The following is a 1,260-nucleotide window of genomic DNA, read 5'->3' as shown; positions in this document are numbered from 1 at the left end:
TTTAGGACTTCAGTTAGGATGTGATAATTACAGAAAGCTAAACGAAAAAGGCTATTAAAAATTAATTAACATGAGATGTCCTTTTCTATTGTTAGACAATTACGAGACGCTTTTAAAAGAAGAATGGAATCTGACCTAGGTGGTTGGTAAAATTTAAGCAGCCTACAATATAAATTTTTTATAGGCTGCTGATTTCAAAGGAGCTGAAATGTTTATTACTACCTATAATGGATCGATGCAATATAAAGAAATTTTAGATGACTACATAGCTCACGGCAATAAAAATTTATCCGCAGAAGATGAGAAAGCTAAAGTTGATGCTTATATGCAAGGACCATTTGGTGCTGGACTAGATAAGATAATCGGTATAGAAGAAGGAACAGAAGACTGGATAACAAAAACCATAGATAAAATAGATAGTATGCTATCAAACAAATACTCTCCAGAAGAGCGAAGAGCTCTATACGGAAAATACCCAGAAACCATAGAAAAAGCGATAGATTGGGAACTTCAAGGCTATATGGATTTTCTGAGGGATAACTCTATAGACGGCAAACCAACAATAGAAGGTAAGATGATAGGTCTTGGCACAAAAGAAGAGGAGGCTGACCTAAGAGCATTTATGGACAGCATGTCTTCTCTATATCCAAATAACAACAAGGAGTCGCTTAGTCTTTTAGATAGAACCGATCTAAGCATAGATGAATTTAAAACATTATTTGCCAAGGCAAGAGAGAAAGCAACAAAGGATGTTGAGGAGCAAAGAAAGCAGATAATCAAAGAAGAGCAAGAATACAATGCAAATTTTGCTAAAGAGCAAAATGAGAAGAAATTTAAACCTATGCAGGTTAAGAAGAAGTATGAGACCTATGATATAAACAAGGATCAGAAATTTCTCTATGCAAGAGAACTTTTAAATTTCAAAGAAAAAAGAGGCATAGATGTCTTAGAACTTATGCAAAAGATAGATAAGAAGCAAATTTTAAATAAGATGGTTTAATGGATAAAAAATAGCTATCTTATTTATTGTATAAAGTAGTGATTGCTTTAAATTTGACCCTCTATACGGTTTTATCCACTTTTTTATTTGCGACTTTTTCTAAAATTTCAAATATACTTTCGCCATTATCAAATTCAGTTTTTATAAATTTGTAAAATTCTTTAAATTTCTCATCGGCTTGCATATCATAAGTTTTAAATTTCTTAGTTACTTGCATAGGCTTAAAGGTTTCTTGTTTTTGCGTGTCAGTTTGATTGTCT

At 32.2% G+C, this 1,260-nt stretch carries 2 protein-coding genes; one reads left to right on the top strand and one right to left on the bottom strand.

The genetic code is table 11. The annotated features are described in order from the left end of the window. Positions 1–208: 208 nt before the first annotated feature. The gene (locus UNSWCS_RS10155) at positions 209–1,000 is read left to right on the top strand and encodes a hypothetical protein (protein WP_021088435.1); all 792 of its coding nucleotides are present in this window, start codon (positions 209–211) and stop codon (positions 998–1,000) included. Positions 1,001–1,061: 61 nt separating this feature from the next. Here the strand turns inward: UNSWCS_RS10155 and UNSWCS_RS12040 are convergent. Then, the coding region (locus tag UNSWCS_RS12040; protein ID WP_035143952.1) for a hypothetical protein at positions 1,062–1,260 on the bottom strand (199 nt) is incomplete at its 5' end.

The sequence above is a fragment of the Campylobacter concisus UNSWCS genome (genome assembly GCF_000466685.1).
Lineage (GTDB): Bacteria > Campylobacterota > Campylobacteria > Campylobacterales > Campylobacteraceae > Campylobacter_A > Campylobacter_A concisus_A.
The sequence above is the reverse complement of the archived record's forward strand: the minus strand, read 5'-3'. Positions and strand labels throughout refer to the sequence as shown.

Bases quoted from the DNA above. Each gene is read 5' to 3' on its own strand.
- UNSWCS_RS10155 (WP_021088435.1), top strand. From the start codon at position 209: ATGTTTATTACTACCTATAATGGATCGATGCAATATAAAGAAATTTTA.